The following is an 18,989-nucleotide window of genomic DNA, read 5'->3' as shown; positions in this document are numbered from 1 at the left end:
TTCTTAAAATTTTTTTAGCTTACAATACCACATTATGTAATACAAAAGTTTCATTGATTAAAATAGATTATTATTTATTCATGGCAAACTCGATGGCACTTTTTAATCCTTGAGCAAAATAATCAGGGGAATATTTATTAATATGTTGTAAAGATGCCTTGCCCATTGATTCTAAATCCACTTCTCCCGAAGACATTTTGATCATTAAATTGGTTAATTCTTGTTGATTTTCAGGATTAAAACCAAAACCATTAACTCCTTCTATTACCAAATCTTCAAAACAACCACAGCGATTAGAGACAATTATGGGTAAACCTGCCGCCATTGCTTCATTAACGACTAATCCCCATTGTTCAGTTGTACTGGCATGAATAAAACACTTGCCATGAGCAAAATAAGGAAATAATTCATCTTGCTGTAAAAATCCGGGGAGGTGTACATAATTATGCAATTTATACTGATTAATTAAATTTTCTAAAGTTGATCGCAATTTCCCATCTCCACATAAAACTAAATCCCAAGCATTTTCACCGAGTTGTTGCTGATAAGAAGCATAAGCTGAGATTAGTAAGGGTAAATTCTTTTTTTCAACAAATCGATTAATGGATAAGAAAAAAGGTTTATTCAATGGCGAGGTTAGATGTTTTATATTATCAGGATGAAAAGCACTGTTATCAACTACATCATAGCCATTAAAAATACCGTTTTCAGGAAATCCTAGTTTAACTAAGTATTTTTTGTGAGGATGTCCTCCTACTAACGCACTGGAATATTTTTTAATTAGCCAACTTTTAATAATTTCTTTCCACCAAATACGAGGTTCATCATCATCTTTCGACTCGGATAAAACAATAGCTGGTTTTCCATGCCAAAGACTCCAAAATAACGCCGATAGCATTGATAAACGAGCATATCCTGCGATAACAAGAATATCGGGATTGATTTTTGATAAAGCATCAAAGGTTTTTTTGATATTAGTTTTTGTGTCAACTTCACTGGGTTTTAAGTTACCTAAGATACTGTATATTTCTAATTCGCTATTTTTAAGATTCGTTTTCCACTGATAATCAACACCATCTCTAGTAATTTCTAGTCCAACAACTTCCCAATCATTTTTAACTATTGACTGGAATGCCTTAACTCTAGCTAAATGATAAGGACCATAATTAGTAAATAGGATCACTACTTTATATTGACTCATATATTTCTAGTTTTCTGTGTTGAATATTCATCACGACTATTGAGAAATTCTATATATTTAATTGGAATTAAAAAAATAATAAAATTCAACAGATTAAAAATAAATCCATCTGTTCCTCCAAGAAAAAGTGAAAATGTGAAAACTAAAGCGATAGGATAAAGAAGTTGATTTGATATTTTTGGTTTTTGATTCACCGATAACCATAAGTTTTTAAATTGCTTTCCAATAAAATAACAAATGAAAAAGCCAAAAAACCAAAACTGAGAAAATAGTTCTGCCATAACGGGTAGAATATAACCTGTTTGAAAAGTTTGAGTGGAAAAATAATCAAAAATTCTTACTTGTAATGATTCATTGAATTGTAAATATAATGATTCTTTAAAAGTTTTCCCTAAAAACTGAGCGGGAATAAAGCCAAAAACAATTCTATTCCAATACCTTGTACCATAATCAAATTGACCTGTTTCATTTGTTACTTGAATCACAGAAGCAGCATATTTTGTTTCCGATAAATTAGTAGTTGATAAATATTCATTATCTTTTGATGATTGAAATAATTTTGTACTTTCTTCCCACCAATTCACATTTTGAAACGCTGTTAGCCAATCATCTATCCAATTAAAAGTAAAAAAATCTTGCCAGTTAGAATATCCGATATTTACTTGGAATAATTCCGATCGCAATGCTCCAATAGCATTAATGAAGAAGAAACCTATAACTATACCAATTAACACCAATTTACTTTGAGGAATGACCCCCTTAATAAACCAAAGAGTTAATAAAACTATGGTGATATAAGTTACTGCTTCAGTTCTTCGAGCGTAAAACAACATTTTGAAAATAGGCCAAAATGCAGAAATACCAAAAACAAACCAGTACAGAAAATTACGTTTAATAATGGCAAAATATAGATTAATTGCAAATCCGAAATATAAAAGTCTTTGAAAAAAAGCATAAACAGTTAAAATACCAGACCATTGAGCTACCCTTTGTTGTTCAATATCAACATTTCCAATAGCTAGATTAGAAACAAGACCAATAATTGTATAAATAATTCCTATATAAAAAATTCTTTGATCTAAAGTTTTAATTTTATTATTTTCATTAAAAACTTGTGTATCTCCCTCTTTTTTTGCATAGCCGTAAAAAAATAGAAATAAAGATAATATAGTTAAGAAAATAGTTAAATCAACATAATCAGGACTGACAGGGTAAGGATCTTCGATTAAAGCAAAAAGTTGAGGTACTATGTATATTAGACAGGCAATGGTGATAAAAAAAGGGAATTGATATAGTTTAAGAGGTTCTCTAAAACTCCACCAAAGGATATAAGCACAAAGACACAACAAGATAATACACAGAATATAACTAAAAATCATAATAAGTCAGTATGTAATAATAAATATTTTAGATATTCAAGAAATAAGACTAAATAAATTTTTCAGTCTAATGCCTGTTTCTTCTATGTTAAAAGATTTAATTTTTTGCCAACTATTTTGCCCGTGTAAATCTACTAAATTGGGATTCTCCATATACATTAATAGTGATTCAACAATTTGCTCAATATTTCTTTCTTCTATAATCAGTCCTTCAATTCCATGAGTTACCCACGAACCCGATGATTTTGTGGTTATAACCGCCAAACCAAAAGCCATTGCTTCATAAATAACCCCGGCACTCCCTTCCGATAAGCTTGGAAAAACAAATACATCAGCCCATTCATACTGTTTAGCTAACTCCTGTTTATCAAGTTTCCCCATAAAGGTTACAATATCTGAATATTCCTTCACCTTACTTTCGTTAATTCCTATTGAGCCAACAATTCTAGCGGTAAATTTATGAGGATTTAATTTTCTGAGAGCTTGTAGTAAATAGGGTACACCTTTTCTGAGGTCAACGTTACCGACAAACAAAATTCTTAGCTTATCCCCCGAAGTAGAACTTCTCATTATCCTTGTTGAGTTTTCTTTAAAGGTTGTGTTGTAGTTGTATAACCAGAAAGGGGCGGGATACGGATTGAGATAAACTTTTTCTTCATCAATACATAAGTCATTGATTAGGCTTTCTTTTACCGAATCTGACGGAGCAAAAAAAAAGTCGATTGATTCTTTATCCTCCTGTTCTTTTGGCAGATATAATTCTTCCATTCCAGATAATAAACTTATTTCATTACTCCAATCAGAATGAATTTTCATCTCCTCAGTCAATATGGGTAGAAATGATTTTATTGGAGTGTGAATTTGGTCAACGATCAGTATTTTTGTCTTAGCAACTTCTCTACAATTTTTAGCACTAAAAGAATAACAGTAAATATGACTTATGACTTCCTTTTCATTTTTAATGAGTTGAGCAATAAAAAAAGAAATTTTTTGATTAAGTAAATATGATTCTTGATAAGAGAGATTTTTTTTTGGAAAGTTAGAGAATAAAAATAACCAGTCTAAACTATAAACCTTATCATCTGGTAAACCATTTTGTCTTCGTTTACATAAGTTACCTGTTATTGATATTTTACCATTGCTTAATTTTTCTGTGGCTCTTGCCCATTCTATCATCCAAGAGTAGGCATAAAAGTCTGTGAATAAGTTTTGTAGCAAACCTTGCTGATATAAGACTAAGGGGAGGGCATAATTTCGCCTAGCTCCCTGTTGATGAAAAGCTATTTTTATTTTTTCCATATATATTAAATATTATGTCTATCTATATAAATAATTAGGATTGACAAAAGTTAGTGTAGCTTTAGGTAACTTAATTCGTTTCCAGTTAATGCTCCGTGTAACTTAATAAAGTTTATTTCTGTGGAATAATCCAACTCCACAATATTTCTACTTTTTACTCCCATTTTTTTTCTTAGTTCTTTATTTTTACAAAGTAATAATAAGCTATCGAACCATTCTTCGGGAGAATTACACAGAAAACCGTTATCTCTAACAACTTCTTTATTCATGCCAACAGGAGAAGCGATGACTGGAATACCCACTGCCATATACTGTAATAGCTTAAAAGAGCATTTTCCTCGACTAAAAGGGTTATCTTCTAAGGGCATTAAGCCAATATCAAAAGATTGTAAGTCAGTCAATTCATCTTCTGCACTCCATTGCTTTAATTCCGCAATATCTTTTAGATTAGATGGCAATTCTTGGATATTAGTAACAATTCTAATTTGAATATGAGGAATTTGTTTTTTTATACTAGTTAAACTAGAAACAACTAAATTAAGATGGATAAGATTAACCCATCCTCCCATCCAACCAACTGTAATCTTATTCTTGTCCTGAATGTCATTATCTGTTTTGGGAACATAATAGTTAGTTTCAATCGGTGTGGGAATAATATGAATGTTTTTTTGATATTTTCGAGCGAATTCTGCCAAATATTCATTTCCTACTACTACAGCATCACAAATAGGTAGTAGTTTTTTTAGTTTCGTTTCTGTTCTCCTATTTGTAGCAAATATAGCATCATCAATATCTAAAACAATTCTCAAAGATTTTTTCCTTACTACTTGGGCTAGATAGTCTGTTTCTAAAAAAGGGGTCAGAAACGAATGTATGTAAACTACACTGTCTAAATCATTTATTTGATTAATCTGTTGCCAACGATTAACTACATTTTTTAATTCTGTGAAATATCGTGCAATGTTAAAAATCAAAATAGAGATCAAAGATTCTGATTTAGGTTTTTGTATGCTAGAAGCTAGAGAGGTAGAGAAAATTGTTGTATATCCATACTTGTGGAAATAAGACAAATACTGTTGCGATCTAAATCTTGTTGTCGGATATTCTGGAGGATTTGTAAAGAAATAAATTTTTGCCATAGAGTATTGGATGGGGATTTAGATTTTTTAATCACAAGAAGAATTATTTTTTGAAATGAATTGATTAAAGTCATCAGACATTAGGAGAGGAACATTACTTTTTATTTTATTCAGATCCCAATTCCACCATTCCATCTCCAATAGTTTTTCAACTGTGTGAGAATCAAATCTGGTTTTGATTTTCTTAGCAGGATTGCCAGCAACAATCGTATAAGGTGGAACATCTCGACAAACAACGGAATTAGCTCCTATAACGGCTCCATCTCCAATTTTTACTCCCGATAGAATTAATGAGTTCATGGCAATCCAAACATCATTACCAATTATAACATCACCTTTAGTTGCCGGATGTCCTTCTATATTAGTAAATTCTTCAAAAACGACGCTAAAAGGATAAGTTGTGAGCCAATCAACTCGATGATTTCCATCCAAAAGTATTGTTACCCCGGAAGCGATTGAACAAAAACTACCGATTCTTAGTGTTGATTCATTGCCCCACTTTAAAACTCTTGGTTCTCCATAAGTATATCGACCAATACTATAATCCGAATAAGTTGGATTTTCGTTCATCGGCATTATTGTTTTTCTATAAACAGTTGATTTTTTAAACAAGAAGAAAATCTTTCTAAATATTTGTGCCTTAATCATATTTTTTCAGACAAATTACGGTTAATCTTTCAGCTTGTTTTACACCGAAAATCAAAGAAATAAAGATGGATAAAAATCGGTCAACAAGTTTGTTTACAAAATTAATAGAAGTCCACTGTTGACTTAAAGAAACATTATCTAATCCTTGGGATAATAAAATACTGGGGTATAAACACCCTACCGTATTTTGTGCATATATTCCTATGATTTTCAGTCCTGATTTTTCGACTACTTGATGAATACTTTTCTGAGAAAAATGACTGACGTGAGTAGGAACTTGTAGTCCAGCCCATTTATTTTTAAAAAGATTAAATTGCCAACAATCAGAATTAGGAACACTAAAAGCAAATATTCCATTGGGTTTAAGGACTCGCTTAATTTCTTCTAAGGTTTCAATGGGTTGATAAAGATGTTCTAAAACTTGCCAAGCAAATACCGCGTCGAGGTGATTATCAGAAAGATTGATTAATGGAAGGTTGGTTTCAATAAACTTTGCTCCCATATTAACAATAGTAGATTGTAAATCTTGATTAAGATCTGTCCCGATCGTATTCCATCCACGAGAAACACATTCCCGAACAAAACTGCCACTGCCACATCCTAATTCTAAAACTGTTGCACCTTTGCTTAAATTTGGAATAACCCATCCTCGACTCCCCCAAAATCCTCCGTAAAAACTATATTTTAGAGAGTCATTGCTTACTATTTTTTCGGAAGCAGAAGATTCAATAATTTTGTTTGTGGAAATACGATCATCTCGATAACAATGATAGTCTTTTGTATAATAATCAAAAATATTTTCCGCAGGGGGACGCGGATTTGTGAATCGAAAATCACATTCTATACATTGTTCTACACCAAATTCCCCTGGCTGTCCCATTAATAAATCATTAGCTTTAAACAAAAGACGTTTTTCAGGTGAACCACATAAGGGACAATTTTTAAGTTCGATGTATTCAAATTTAGCTATAGTCATAGTGCTAAGTTTCAATTAAATTCTTTGATAACAAACACAGATTATTCCTCGAAGGAGATAAATTTTCCTTAAAGGATTCATAAAAAACACACTTTATTAAAATTAAGTTGATAATTATTTGAGATTAGCTGAAATATATTTTAGTGTTTACAATTTTAAAAGCATTCCTTGGTTAACCGCTAAATAGGTAGGAACAAAATCAACAAAATATTTAACTTCTCCTCCTCTTTCTTTAACTGCTTGTAGCAAAGTCTCCTCCGCAATCCTGGTATCGCTACCCTCCATAGTAGAATGTTTATCAGAATTATCAAGATAGATGTAACCCCCTCGCTTTAACTTTGTAACTGCACTTTTGGCGCAATTACCTCGTTCAGAACCATCAATCAAGATAAAATCAAAAGTTTCATCGGGATATTGATCTAAATTAAAATAGTTATCATCAGTTTTGAATTGATAATCTACATTATCAGTCTTGCTTAAAGTTGGTTTTACTTTTTCATACCAAGGCTGATAATCTTCAATGCTAGTTAGATGGCCAACTCTTTGAGCAAACCAAAGAGTGGACATTCCTGATCCCCATTCAAGCATTTTCCAATCTGGTTTTAACAGTTTGTCTAAAAACTTAATGGCTCGATAACTTAGCCAAGGTAAAACAGGGCGATAACCTATAGTTAATCTGAGGGCAGTTGTTGCTAAACAATGGGGTAGATAGATAAAACCCTTTAAATCCAGTGGGTTTCCTTTTTCATCATGAAAGCGACTTTTATGAGCTTTACCCCCTGTAACTATTTTATTAACTATTTGCATGGGTTTTAAAACCAATTTTAATCTATAAAAGTTACTTTATCGTAAATCTCCCCAAAAGTGATCACTAAATTTAAAGAGAGTAAATTTAAAATATTAGATTCTCTTTTTCCTTCTGTTAAAACCAATTTACCCTCAGCATTTTTGCTAAATTGTTCTACTCAATATTCAGATTGATTGAAATATATTCTTTTAATTTAGGAATAGCACGATAGTAAGTGAATTTCGTAATTCATTTTTAAATTCCGCTTTTTTTTCTAAAGTCAAGATATTCTTGTGGAGAATAGTGTTGTTGTTCAGTTAATTGAGAGGTTTATTTTTCAATGATTATTACTTTCATCATTATTTCCCCTTATATATAATTATATTTATGTTAAGGTAGAACGATAAAGACTGGAAACGAAAACTTTTTGCTGAGTATTTTTTTATTAAACTCTCCGATTACTGCCCCACTTGAAAAATTTGTTCTGCAGTTAAACTAAGTTCAGGAAAGAAAGAATATTTCAAAATATCTTGAGATTGAAACAACTCTAGGGTATATTCTTTTTATACCAATTATACCAACGATAAATGGTTTTAATTCTTTTATTTTACAATCGATATTCTCTAATTTTTCTATGAGCAATTATTTGACTACTTCATAAGGAATTTTACCTTGATCATGAACAATTTAAGATCTCTTTTATCTGTGTTAATTTTAATCCTAAATGTTGCGATCGTCGAATAAAATTTAAACGATTGATAAGCATAGGAGAAAATAGACGATAATCAGAATTATCACAGGAAATATGAGGACACAATAAAACTAAATCTACATAATAATGGATAAATTTAACTGGTAATTTGCTATAATCAGCTAAATTTTAAACATTCAGATTCCACAAACATTTTATTTATGATAAATAATCTCGTTTTCTTTTAAGAGGAGGTAAAGGAGTTAAATTACTTCGACTAGGGTTAAGATAACGTTTAGGATTGGATGAAGAAATCATATTTCTAGTTTTTTGCATTTGTAACCATCGCATCCAACCACTGATAATAACTAATAATATTCCTAATGATAGCAAAGTCCACCGCTCACTAAAACCACCTAAAATGGCATCCATTGCACCAAAAGTGAATATAAATGCTGATATTTTTTCTTTCTGGTATGTTGATTTTAATTTTCGAGCTAATGTCACATTCATCTAATTTTCAAAGTTTTAACTATACATCTCTCATTGTACTAAGATTTTGTTTGAATCATCAAATATTTAAAGAAGATGGATTATCAACTTAATTTTTAGTTATGAAATTTTCGTAATATATATTATGATTTTGTGTACGAAATGGTACGAATACTTTAAATTTTTAGTATTACAATGTTAAATTAATATTTAAACATATTAATATTTTCTTTTAATTAATTACATGATATTTTTGTCAGGCTATCAAATTTACCACCAAATTGATGAAGATGTTAATTCATCTCTTTACTTTGGTGTTAGAGAATCTGATCAAAGAAAAGTATTAATTAAAATCTCTAAGCAAGATTATCCAACAACACTGGAATTAAATCAATATAAACAAGAATATAAAATAACTAAATCTCTTAATTTTGATGGGATTATTAAGGTTTATGCCTTAGAAAAATATAAAAATGGTTTGGCACTTATTTTAGAAAATTTTGAAGGTAAGTCTTTAAAACTATTAGTTAATGATAGTAGTTTTTTAATATCTGATTTTTTAAAAATTGCTGTAAAAATTGCTACAATTTTAGAATTAATACATAGGAATAGTATCATTCATAAAAATCTTAATTCTCATAATATTTTTTATAACCCCAATACTGAAGAATTAAAAATAAGTAATTTTAGTATTGCTACGGTTTCAAACAAAGAAAAATATCAAGACAAATTTATTGAAGAAGATTTATTTATATTACAAACAAGATTAGCTTATATTTCTCCAGAGCAAACGGGAAGAATTAATCACAATTTAGACTATCGCACTGATTTTTATTCTTTAGGGGTTACTTTTTATGAATTGTTAACAGGTATTTTACCTTTTGAAAGTGATGATTCTTTAAAGTTATTTAATTTTCATATTACAAAAACACCGATTAATCCATCCTTCATTAATCCTTCCATTCCTGTTGTTATTTCAGATTTGGTTATGAAATTAATGGCTAAAAATCCTAATGATAGATATCAAAGTGCTTGGGGATTAAAAGCAGATTTAAAAGATTGTTTACAACAATTAGAGTTAACAGGAATTATTAACACCTTTTCTTTAGGAAATAACGATATTTCTGATAGGTTTTTAATTTCTCAAAACATATATGATAGAGAAGAAATTTGCACAAACTTATTAACTAAATTATCTAATATAACAGAGCAATCTCAGACTGAAATAATTTTTATTACAGGAAATTCAGGCACGGGTAAATCATTTTTAGTTGAGACAATATATCAAAAAAATATCATAAAAAATTTTATTTCAGGAAAATTTGATCAATTTCAACAAAGTAATCCTTACAGTGCTTTAATTAATGCTTTGCAACAATTTGTTAAAAATAAATTAACAGAAAATCAAGAAAATATTAATAGCTGGAAAAATATATTATTAAAAAAATTGGGAATTAATGGACAAGTTATTATTGATATAATTCCAGAACTTGAGTTAATTATTGATAAACAATTACCTTTACTGAAAATAAGTTCAAATGAAGCAGAAATTAGGTTTAATTTAGTATTTCAAAAATTTATGGAGGCTTGTTGTACAAAAGAGAATCCTTTGGTTATTTTTCTTGATGATTTACAATGGGCGGATTCTGGTAGTTTGAATTTAATTGAATTAATTATTACTAATAATAATTTACCACATTTATTTTTAATAGGTGCTTATCGTGATAATGAGATTAATGGGAATCATCCTTTAACTATCATGATGAATAATATAAAAAAACATCAGGTGATAGTTAATGAAATTTATTTACAAAATTTATCTATTAATAATATTACTTTTTTAATTGCTGAGACTCTTAAAAGTGATATTGAAGAAGTAAAATTTTTATCAGAATTAATTTTTAAGAAAACAAAAGGTAATCCTTTTTTTACGAAACAATTTTTACAAAAGCTATATTTAGAAAATTTTATTTATTTTGATTATAATCAATATAAATGGCAATGGGATATAGTCAATATTTCTGCTCAAAATATCACGGATAATGTAGCAGAATTGATGATTGATCAGTTAAAAAATTTCCCTAAAAATACTCAATCTTTATTAAAATTATCGTCTTGTCTTGGTAATAAATTTGATTTATTGACTTTATCAATTATTAGTGAAAAATCTCTTGAAAAAATATTAGAAGAATTAACCATTGCTATTAATTACGGATTAATTGTTTTATTACCCTCTGAAGAAAAAATAAATAATTATCAGTTTCAATTTTTACATGATCGTGTTCAACAAGCCGCTTACACTTTAATTGGTGAGGATGAAAAACCAAAAATTCATCTAAAAATAGGACAATTATTATTACAAAAATATACTGAATTAGAACAAGAGGAACATTTATTTGATATTGTTGAGCATTGGAATAAAGGAAAAAGTTTGATTCAAAATTCAGAAGAAAAAGAAAATTTAATTACACTCAACTTAAAAGTAGCAAAAAAAGCAAAAAAAACTATTGCCTATGATATAGCGAAAATTTATTTACAAACAGGAATAGAATTATTAGATATTAATTGTTGGCAAAATCAATATGATTTAACTCTTAATCTATATAATATGAGGGTTGAAATTGCTTATTTAACAAGTGACTTTCAAAAAATGCAAATAATGGCACAAAAGGTATTAGATAATGCCAGAAATATTTTAGATAAAATATTAATCTATAAGATTTTTATAGCAGTACAAATAGCAAAAAGTAGAATGAATCTAGCCATTGATGTTGGTAGAAAAGCATTAAAAGAATTAGGGATTCAATTACCAATTTCAGCTAATATTTATGATACGAATAATGCTTTACAAAATCTTAATCGTCAGCTAGAAAATAAGAATATTGAAGAATTAATTAATCTGCCCATAAATAACAATCCCGAAGGAGAAGCAATATTAGAAATATTAGCCATATTATATTCTCCTTTTTTTCAATCCATGCCGAATATCATACCTTGGGTTAGTTCTACCATGGTGAGTTTATCGATAAAGTTTGGTAATCTTTCCTCTTCAGCTATTGGTTATTGTATTCATGGTATGGTACTTTGTAGTTTTTTCTCAGAAGTTAATAAAGGCTACAGTTTCGGCAAATTAGCGATGAATTTAATAGAAATCGATCCTCAACAACAGTTTCAGTCTGTAATTGTACAGATATTTGGATGTATAATTCAATGTCGTCAAGAACCTATAAGAAATAGTTTAATTACGTTAAAAAACAGCCATCAAATTGCTTTAGAAACAGGTGATTTAGTCAATGTCGGTTATAATGCTCTAATTTATTGTTTTACTGGATTTTTTGCTGGGGTTGAATTAGAAACTTTAGAAACAGAATTGACAAGTTATCATCAATTATCAACTAAAATTTCTCAGAATTCCGCAAAAACCTATTTAGAGATGACATGGCAAACTATTAAAAATTTACGAAACATATCACCTCAACCTGATTTATTGAGAGGAATACTATATGACGAAACCATTAAAATTACTTACCATGAGTCACATCAAGAATTAACAGCCATCGCACAAGTTTATATCTATAAATTATTACTAGCTTATTATTTTGGTAATTATCAATCAGCAGAATCTTATATTAATCAGGCACAACCTCATTTATCTGCTGTAAGTGGAATTGTATTTTTTCCTTATTATTATTATTATGCCGCTTTAACTTATGGGGCATTATGGGAAACACAAGATAATAAAGAAGAGATTTTAGAAAAAATGGAATATTATCAAACGATACTTTCTCAGTGGGCAGAAGATACCCCCATCAATTACAAGTCGAAGTGGCATTTAGTTGAGGCAGAAAAACAAAGAATTTTAAACAATAAGGCTAAAGCTATTGAAAATTATGATAAAGCCATTGAATTAGCTAAAGAAAATCAGTTTATCAATGAGGTTGCCATGGCTAATGAATTAGCAGGAAAATTTTATTTAAGCTGGAAAAAAGAAAAATTAGCTCAAATTTATTTTGAAGAATCCTTATATTACTATACCCGTTGGGGGGCAACAGCAAAAATCGCCGATTTACAACAAAAATATTCTCAGGTTTTATCTTCTATAACTACTTCATCTAATATTTCTGGAGATATTCATAAAACAACTAATGGCATTAACTCTCGTAATAATTTAGATTTAATGACTTTGATGAAAGCATCTGAAGCTATTGCCAAAGAAGTTCAGCTAGAAAATTTATTACAAACTTTAATGACAATTTTAATGGAAAATGCAGGAGTACAAAAAGGTTGTTTATTACTGCATACTTCCTCTTCTGTTGAAGAATTAGGTACATTTACCATCGCTATTGATATTTGTAATAATAATCATTCACTTTTTCCTGATAAAACCATTGGTGAAACCTTACCAGAGTCTATTTTTTACTATGTAGCACGAACTAAAGAAATCATCTGTCTTGATTATCCTTATTTGACAGGAGATTTTGTCTCCGATTCTTATATTCAATCAGTGCAACCCTTTTCTATTCTCTGTTATCCATTAATTAATCAAGGAAATTTAATCGGAATTGTCTATCTGGAAAATAATTTAACCCCTGGTGCTTGTACTACACAAAGTTTAGAGCTTTTACAATTACTTTCCGGACAAGCTGCGATCGCTATTAAAAACTCACAACTTTATCATCAAGTCAAGCAAAATGAAGAATTATTAAGACAATTTTTAGAAGCAATGCCCGTAGCAATAGGTATTTTAGATGCTAATGGACATCCTTATTATACCAATCAAAAAGCAAAATATATATTAGGTCAAGGAGTATTATCTAATACCTTAAAAGAAGATATTGCTAAAACTTATAAAATTTATGTATCTGGTACTAATCAACTATATCCTAATCAAGACTTACCCGTTATCAAAGCATTAGAAGGGAAAGTTTCTAGTGCGGATGATATAGAAATTCATCAAAATGGTCAAATTATTCCTGTAGAATGTTGGGCTACACCTATCTATGACGAATTAGGAGAAATTTTGTTTGCAATGGTTGCTTTTCAAGATATTGCACAACGGAAAGAAATAGAAAAAAAATTAAGAGACTATCATCGCACCTTAGAGAAAGAAGTCTTAAGGCGTACAGATGAGTTGCGAAAAGCTAACCAGCAATTATCGCGCCTTGCTAATTTAGATGGTTTAACCCAAGTTGCTAACCGCCGTCATTTTGATAATTATTTACAAAAAGAATGGCAAAGACATTTAAGACAAAACAAACATCTCTCTTTAATACTTATCGATATTGATTATTTTAAACCTTATAATGATTTATACGGTCATCAAAAGGGAGATGATTGCCTAATCAAGGTGGCACAAACAATATCGAGTGTTATCCAACGCCCCACAGATTTATTCGCTCGTTATGGAGGAGAAGAATTTGCTATTATTTTGCCTGAAACACCCCCCATGGGGGCATTTACAGTGGCTCAATCAGTTAAAGACGCTATTAATGAATTACAAATTATTCATGAACAATCATCTGTAAATAAATATGTCACTTTAAGTATTGGTTTTGTTAGTCTTATTCCTACTTCGCAACTTACCCCCGAAAATTTAATTACTAAAACTGATTTGGCATTATATCAAGCTAAAAATGAAGGTAGAAATCGAATTATCGGTAATATAGAAGATTAATTAAGTGCTGATTAATAATTTAATTTTTTGATAAAGTATTCTTAAAAGCTATTTTTACTTTACCAATGGTTATATCTCCAGAAATTAATACCCCTAGCATCACTCAAAATATTATCAAACTCCTTCGTTGGGATAAACCAGCAGGAAGACTGATTCTGATGATTCCTGCTTTATGGGCAGTATTTTTCGCTAGTATGGGTAAACCCCCTTGGATTTTAGTCGCTATTATCATTTTCGGTAGTTTAGCCACCAGTGCCGCAGGATGTGTTATCAATGATTTATGGGATCGTAACATAGATAATCAAGTAGAAAGAACAAAAAATCGTCCTTTAGCATCCCGTGCTTTATCAATCAAAGTCGGGATTATTGTCTTTATTATCAGTTTAACTTGTGCCGCAGGATTAGCATTTTATCTCAATTCTCTTAGTTTTTGGCTTTGTGTGGCTTCTGTACCGTTCATTATCTGTTATCCTTTAGCAAAGCGCGTTTTTCCTATTCCTCAGCTGGTTTTATCTATTGCTTGGGGCTTTGCCGTTTTAATCAGTTGGAGTGCCGTGACGGGTAATTTAACTTTTAATACATGGGTATTGTGGGGTGCTACCATTACATGGACGATGGGCTTTGATACTGTTTACGCTATGGCAGATAAACCTGATGATCTCAAAATTGGTATTAATTCTAGTGCAATCTTTTTTGGCGATTTAGCTGGGGAAGCTGTGGGTTTATTTTTTGCTCTCACTGCTGGTTTATTTGCTTATCTTGGCTCTTTCAACGGCTTAAACTACTTTTTTGGGCTATCATGGGCGATCGCCGTTATTCTTTGGGCAGGACAATACATTGAATTGAGACAATCAAATCAAGAATTCGTCAATTATGGGCAAATATTCAATCAAAATGTTTGGATTGGCTTTATCTTATTATTAGGCATCATTTTTGGTAATTAAGAATGACAAATCACCTATAACTATTAACTATAACTATTAATTACTTTGAATAACTGGTTAGGCTTAATTATCGGCAACTCTCGACTCCATTGGTGTTATTTTGATGGAGAAAAAATACAACAAACATGGAATACTTCTCAAGGTGAATCCTTAGCTGAATTATACCATATGTTAGATAACAATCTCTATTCTTATTTAAAAGCACAAATTCCCTTATATATTGCTTCCGTTGTGCCTTCCGCTACTAAAATCTTTCTTTCTTTACCACAAACTACAATTATCGATCCAAAAATTATTCCTTTACAAGATATTTATTTCACCATGGGAATCGATCGCATTTTAGCATTGTGGGGTGCAGGAAGTACTTATGGTTTTCCTTGTCTTGTGATTGATAGTGGCACAGCTTTAACTTTTACAGGTGCAGATGAAAATCGCAAATTAATTGGCGGTGCAATTCTTCCGGGGGTAAGATTACAATTACAAACTCTATTTTTTAATACCGCTGCCCTACCAGAAATTGAAATAATAGAAGATATAATACCTCGTTGGGCAAAAAATACATCTTCAGCAATTCAAAGCGGAATCGTTTATAGCCTTATTGCTAGTATTCGAGATTTTAGTCAAGATTGGCTGAGTAAATATCCTGAAAGTAAAGTTATTTTAACTGGTGGGGATGCGTCATTATTATTTCAATATTTAAAAGCTGTTGTGCCCGATCTTAGTGATAAAATTACGGTAGATGTTAACCTAATTTTTTTAGGAATGCAAAAATATATAACAGATTTATAGAGAAGAGTCAAATTCTTCTAACTCTTCTCTATACTAAATTCTGTTTGTAAAATTGCTAGAATTTCTATGGCTTCTTCTGCATTATTTGCTAAACTAGCAAACTCCATAAATCTTTTTAACTCTTTTTTCAATAAACTACGCTCAATTTCCCAAATATCTCGTTCTAACACTGGCGGTATTACAATCATATCAAATAAAGTTGCCTCTTTTTTCCCGTCATGGGGGCGCAAAATTCTTCCTCGTCGTTGAATAAATTGTCGAGGATTACTACTACTTGCCAAAATTACCGCATTTTCAATCATCGGAATGTCGATACCTTCATCTAAACAACGAATTGCCACTAATCCCTGTAATTCTCCTGATATCAGCTGTTTTTTTATTTTTTCTCGATCTTCTAAAGATGTTTCTGATGTATAGGTATTGACTCGATAATTTAATTCTTTACCTAAAATTCTTGTTACTGCTTCCAATTGACGCTCATTTTTATTTATATAACCATCTCCGCAATAAAATAAAGTAGCCTTCATATTTAATCTAGCTGACATTAATTTTTTCAAGGCAACTAATTTATTACTAGCCGTAGCAATTAAACGTGATCTTCTGATTAATAATGCTTTAAGATTATGATTATTTTCAAGATTATTATTTTTTGATAATTCCCAACCAATTTTTTTAGTTAATTTAGCATAATGTAATACCTCAATATCTGTTAATTGTACTAAAATTGGATGATAATTATATTTAACTAAAGCTTGTTTTTTGATGGCATTTGCTAAAGTAAATTCTGGAGGTAAAACCTTCCCAAAATAATTAATTAAAAAGTCTGTACCATCATCATCAAAATATCTTTCAGGAGTTGCTGATAATGCTAATCTTAAACCAATTGTAGCTGGTAAAGAAGATAATAAACGAGGTGATCCTAAATTATGAGCTTCATCACCAACTATTAAAGTTTTTTCAGGAAAAAATAATATCTGAGATTGAAAACCATCACTCATAAAAGTAGAATTAGTAGTAATTATCGTTAAAAATTTTTGTTGATTATTTTGAATACGATAAAGTTGTCTTGAAAGCTCACTTTGCCAATTATTAATACTTTCAAAAGCTAAAATCGGTTCTAAATTAAATTTTTTTGTTTCTTCTTCCCACTGTAAAACCAGATGACGAAAAGGACAAATTACTAACAAAATTTGTAAATTTATCTGCTGATATAATTCTGTGGTAATAGCTAAAGCTGTGATAGTTTTTCCACTACCTGTTGCCATTTTTAATGTGCCTCTACCATGATTTTTCAACCAATTTAAAACTGCTTCTTTTTGATAATCTCTTAAAATTAAATCATCGGGAAAAATAGGCACATAATTTAATATATTTTTATAATTATAATTTCTTTTTTTTTCTGCTAATTTATAATTATTTCTCTGCTGATAATTTACAATTAAAGCATTCCAATTAATATTCATAATCTATTTTTTTAGTCTTAATACTTAAAATTTAATAGCCATTATTTGAATACATTTAATTCTATAATAGAAATTATTTATCGAAGGTCATTGTCAGAAACAATTCGCATCAAAAAATATTTCAATTAAAATTAAAAATGTTTTAAAAATCACATCTATTATATTATCCAAATAAAAAAAAATTTTTATAGTTTAAAGTGATCTTTTTTGTCCGATAATTGGTAAATTAACCTCAATACTCAATATATAAAAACATATTCAAGATGAAAACATTAGTAATAGGTGGAGATGGTTATTGCGGTTGGGCAACTGCATTACATCTTTCAAATAAAGGTTATGAAGTAGCTATTCTCGACAGTTTAGCCCGTCGTCACTGGGATGACAAATTAGGTTCACAAACTTTAACCCCCATTGCTTCTATTCAAAAACGTATTCAGCGTTGGTATGAGTTAACTGGAAAAAAAATTGAATTATTTATTGGTGATATTACTAATTACGATTTTTTAGTCAAGGCATTTCGTAAATTTGAGCCTGAATCTATTGTACATTTTGGAGAACAACGCAGTGCACCTTATTCTATGATTGATAGAGAACACGCTGTATTTACTCAAGTAAATAATGTTGTCGGGACATTAAATATTCTCTATGCTATGAAAGAAGAATTTCCTGATTCTCACCTCGTCAAATTAGGCACAATGGGAGAATATGGCACTCCCAATATTGATATTGAAGAAGGTTATATCGAAATTGAGCATAACGGGCGTAAGGATATTTTACCCTACCCTAAACAACCCGGTAGCTTTTATCATTTAAGTAAAGTTCATGACAGTCATAATATTCATTTTGCTTGTAAAGTTTGGGGTATTCGTGCCACTGACTTAAACCAAGGTATTGTTTATGGTGTTTTAACTGAAGAGACTGGCATGGATGAGTTACTAATAAACCGCCTTGATTATGATGGTGTTTTTGGCACTGCATTGAATCGTTTTTGTATTCAAGCTGCAATTGGTCATCCTCTAACAGTTTATGGAAGTGGTGGTCAAACTCGTGCTTTACTAGATATTCGAGATACTGTACGCTGTATGGAACTTGCCATCGCTAATCCAGCAGAAGCAGGAAAATTCAGAGTATTTAACCAGTTTACCGAGTTATTTAGTATCAATGATTTAGCTCATATGGTACAAAAAGCTGGAGAAACCATCGGCTTAAAAGTAGAAGTTAATAACCTTGAAAATCCCCGTGTTGAGTTAGAAGAACACTACTTTAACGCTAAAAATACCAAATTATTGGATTTAGGATTGCAACCTCATTATTTATCTGATTCTCTCCTTGATTCTTTACTTAACTTTGCCACTAAATATCAAAATCGAGTTGATTTAGAGCAAGTATTGCCAAAAGTTTCTTGGCGAAGATAAAAAATAATTAATAATCAATAATTAATAATTGACAATTAACAATTAAAGAATTAATAATTATAGATTTTTGTCAATGATTCTTGCTCCTTAAA

General features: G+C 30.2%; 14 protein-coding genes. 4 read left to right on the top strand and 10 right to left on the bottom strand.

Annotated elements, in window-relative coordinates; all coding sequences use genetic code 11:
* Window positions 1–70: 70 nt before the first annotated feature.
* From GM3708_RS07750 to GM3708_RS07715, 9 genes are all read right to left on the bottom strand, one after another.
* Window positions 71–1,201, bottom strand: a complete 1,131-nt coding sequence (locus tag GM3708_RS07750) for a glycosyltransferase (RefSeq protein ID WP_066345367.1) — start codon at window positions 1,199–1,201, stop codon at window positions 71–73.
* The gene (locus tag GM3708_RS07745; protein WP_066345365.1) at window positions 1,198–2,580 is read right to left on the bottom strand and encodes a hypothetical protein; all 1,383 of its coding nucleotides are present in this window, start codon (window positions 2,578–2,580) and stop codon (window positions 1,198–1,200) included. Before GM3708_RS07745 ends, GM3708_RS07750 begins: the two co-directional genes overlap by 4 nt.
* Window positions 2,581–2,616: 36 nt before the next feature.
* On the bottom strand, window positions 2,617–3,879 hold the full coding sequence (locus GM3708_RS07740) for a glycosyltransferase family 4 protein (RefSeq protein ID WP_066345364.1): 1,263 nt from the start codon (window positions 3,877–3,879) through the stop codon (window positions 2,617–2,619).
* 50 nt (window positions 3,880–3,929) lie between these two features.
* The gene (locus GM3708_RS07735; protein WP_066345363.1) at window positions 3,930–5,018 is read right to left on the bottom strand and encodes a glycosyltransferase family 4 protein; all 1,089 of its coding nucleotides are present in this window, start codon (window positions 5,016–5,018) and stop codon (window positions 3,930–3,932) included.
* A gap of 27 nt (window positions 5,019–5,045) precedes the next feature.
* Window positions 5,046–5,666, bottom strand: a complete 621-nt coding sequence (locus GM3708_RS07730) for a CatB-related O-acetyltransferase (protein ID WP_197671697.1) — start codon at window positions 5,664–5,666, stop codon at window positions 5,046–5,048.
* The gene (locus GM3708_RS07725) at window positions 5,659–6,642 is read right to left on the bottom strand and encodes a bifunctional 2-polyprenyl-6-hydroxyphenol methylase/3-demethylubiquinol 3-O-methyltransferase UbiG (RefSeq protein ID WP_066345361.1); all 984 of its coding nucleotides are present in this window, start codon (window positions 6,640–6,642) and stop codon (window positions 5,659–5,661) included. Before GM3708_RS07725 ends, GM3708_RS07730 begins: the two co-directional genes overlap by 8 nt.
* Window positions 6,643–6,789: 147 nt before the next feature.
* On the bottom strand, window positions 6,790–7,449 hold the full coding sequence (locus GM3708_RS07720; RefSeq protein WP_144439294.1) for a class I SAM-dependent methyltransferase: 660 nt from the start codon (window positions 7,447–7,449) through the stop codon (window positions 6,790–6,792).
* Between the two features lie 656 nt (window positions 7,450–8,105).
* Window positions 8,106–8,246 carry a MerR family DNA-binding protein gene (locus GM3708_RS19775; protein WP_396229660.1) on the bottom strand — a complete coding sequence of 47 codons (141 nt, stop codon included), beginning with the start codon at window positions 8,244–8,246 and terminating at the stop codon, window positions 8,106–8,108.
* A 93-nt stretch (window positions 8,247–8,339) separates the two neighbouring features.
* Window positions 8,340–8,633: a hypothetical protein gene (locus GM3708_RS07715; RefSeq protein WP_066345359.1), complete on the bottom strand. Its 294-nt coding sequence runs from the start codon at window positions 8,631–8,633 to the stop codon at window positions 8,340–8,342.
* A 223-nt stretch (window positions 8,634–8,856) separates the two neighbouring features.
* Here GM3708_RS07715 and GM3708_RS07710 point away from each other — a divergent pair, with 223 nt between their 5' ends.
* From GM3708_RS07710 to GM3708_RS07700, 3 genes are all read left to right on the top strand, one after another.
* On the top strand, window positions 8,857–14,286 hold the full coding sequence (locus GM3708_RS07710) for a diguanylate cyclase domain-containing protein (RefSeq protein WP_066345357.1): 5,430 nt from the start codon (window positions 8,857–8,859) through the stop codon (window positions 14,284–14,286).
* A gap of 65 nt (window positions 14,287–14,351) precedes the next feature.
* Entirely contained in the window at window positions 14,352–15,230 is an 879-nt protein-coding gene (locus GM3708_RS07705; protein WP_066345356.1) for a 4-hydroxybenzoate solanesyltransferase, read from the top strand.
* 45 nt (window positions 15,231–15,275) lie between these two features.
* Window positions 15,276–16,019, top strand: a complete 744-nt coding sequence (locus GM3708_RS07700; protein ID WP_082714029.1) for a pantothenate kinase — start codon at window positions 15,276–15,278, stop codon at window positions 16,017–16,019.
* A 17-nt stretch (window positions 16,020–16,036) separates the two neighbouring features.
* On the opposite strand, the gene GM3708_RS07695 is transcribed toward GM3708_RS07700, so the two are convergent.
* A complete protein-coding gene (locus GM3708_RS07695) occupies window positions 16,037–17,482 on the bottom strand; it encodes a DNA phosphorothioation system restriction enzyme (protein ID WP_066345353.1) in 1,446 nt (481 codons plus the stop codon).
* 263 nt (window positions 17,483–17,745) lie between these two features.
* On the opposite strand from GM3708_RS07695, the gene GM3708_RS07690 reads away from it, so the two are divergent.
* Complete coding sequence (locus tag GM3708_RS07690) at window positions 17,746–18,897, top strand: NAD-dependent epimerase/dehydratase family protein (RefSeq protein WP_066345352.1); 1,152 nt, start codon at window positions 17,746–17,748, stop codon at window positions 18,895–18,897.
* Window positions 18,898–18,989 lie beyond the last annotated feature (92 nt).

This window comes from Geminocystis sp. NIES-3708 (genome assembly GCF_001548095.1).
GTDB lineage: Bacteria > Cyanobacteriota > Cyanobacteriia > Cyanobacteriales > Cyanobacteriaceae > Geminocystis.
The sequence above is the reverse complement of the archived record's forward strand: the minus strand, read 5'-3'. Positions and strand labels throughout refer to the sequence as shown.

Excerpts from the sequence above, each read along its gene's own strand:
- GM3708_RS07705 (WP_066345356.1), top strand. The coding sequence starts at position 14,352 with ATGGTTATATCTCCAGAAATTAATACCCCTAGCATCACTCAAAATATT.
- GM3708_RS07740 (WP_066345364.1), bottom strand. The coding sequence starts at position 3,879 with ATGGAAAAAATAAAAATAGCTTTTCATCAACAGGGAGCTAGGCGAAAT.
- GM3708_RS07695 (WP_066345353.1), bottom strand. The coding sequence starts at position 17,482 with ATGAATATTAATTGGAATGCTTTAATTGTAAATTATCAGCAGAGAAAT.
- GM3708_RS07750 (WP_066345367.1), bottom strand. The coding sequence starts at position 1,201 with ATGAGTCAATATAAAGTAGTGATCCTATTTACTAATTATGGTCCTTAT.
- GM3708_RS07715 (WP_066345359.1), bottom strand. The coding sequence starts at position 8,633 with ATGAATGTGACATTAGCTCGAAAATTAAAATCAACATACCAGAAAGAA.
- GM3708_RS07690 (WP_066345352.1), top strand. The coding sequence starts at position 17,746 with ATGAAAACATTAGTAATAGGTGGAGATGGTTATTGCGGTTGGGCAACT.
- GM3708_RS07725 (WP_066345361.1), bottom strand. The coding sequence starts at position 6,642 with ATGACTATAGCTAAATTTGAATACATCGAACTTAAAAATTGTCCCTTA.
- GM3708_RS07720 (WP_144439294.1), bottom strand. The coding sequence starts at position 7,449 with ATGCAAATAGTTAATAAAATAGTTACAGGGGGTAAAGCTCATAAAAGT.
- GM3708_RS07735 (WP_066345363.1), bottom strand. The coding sequence starts at position 5,018 with ATGGCAAAAATTTATTTCTTTACAAATCCTCCAGAATATCCGACAACA.
- GM3708_RS07710 (WP_066345357.1), top strand. The coding sequence starts at position 8,857 with ATGATATTTTTGTCAGGCTATCAAATTTACCACCAAATTGATGAAGAT.
- GM3708_RS07745 (WP_066345365.1), bottom strand. The coding sequence starts at position 2,580 with ATGATTTTTAGTTATATTCTGTGTATTATCTTGTTGTGTCTTTGTGCT.
- GM3708_RS07730 (WP_197671697.1), bottom strand. The coding sequence starts at position 5,666 with ATGATTAAGGCACAAATATTTAGAAAGATTTTCTTCTTGTTTAAAAAA.